Source organism: Pseudomonas sp. 43(2021), from assembly GCF_017490805.1.
Lineage (GTDB): Bacteria > Pseudomonadota > Gammaproteobacteria > Pseudomonadales > Pseudomonadaceae > Aquipseudomonas.
Genome location: NZ_JAFGYJ010000447.1, coordinates 1 through 463 on the forward strand (window position 1 = coordinate 1; position 463 = coordinate 463).

General features: G+C 62.4%; 1 protein-coding gene. It reads right to left on the reverse strand.

The features are described from left to right. Nucleotides 1-463 (reverse strand): immunoglobulin-like domain-containing protein (locus J5M71_RS28100; protein WP_207838869.1); only part of this gene is annotated, 463 nt, incomplete at both ends.

Consider the following 463-nt stretch of genomic DNA (forward strand, 5'->3'; position numbering starts at 1 on the left):
TCGGGTTCGGCACCAACTGCTCGAAGTTGCCACCGGTCGCACCGGTAATCGTGGTGCTGACGGTCGAGCCGTTGTTGTAGACGTCATTGGCCGGGGTTTCGAAGTCGACGCTGCCCTGGGTCTTGCCAGCCTCGATGGTGATGGTCTGGCCATTGGACAGGGTTACGGTCACCGGAGTCTGCGCCGGGTTGCTCAGGGTCACGGTGTAGGTGATCACGCCGCCTTCGGTCACCGACGGGTTCGCCGTCAGGGTCGCGGTGGTGGTGTCGACCGAGTCGTTGATGGTGGTCTGAGCCGGCGTCGGGTTCGGCACCAACTGCTCGAAGTTACCGCCCGTGGCGTTCTCGATGGTCACGCTAACGGTCGAGCCGTTGTTGTAGACGTCATTGGCCGGGGTTTCGAAGTCAACACTGCCCTGGGTCTTGCCAGCCTCGATGGTGATGGTCTGGCCATTGGACAGGGT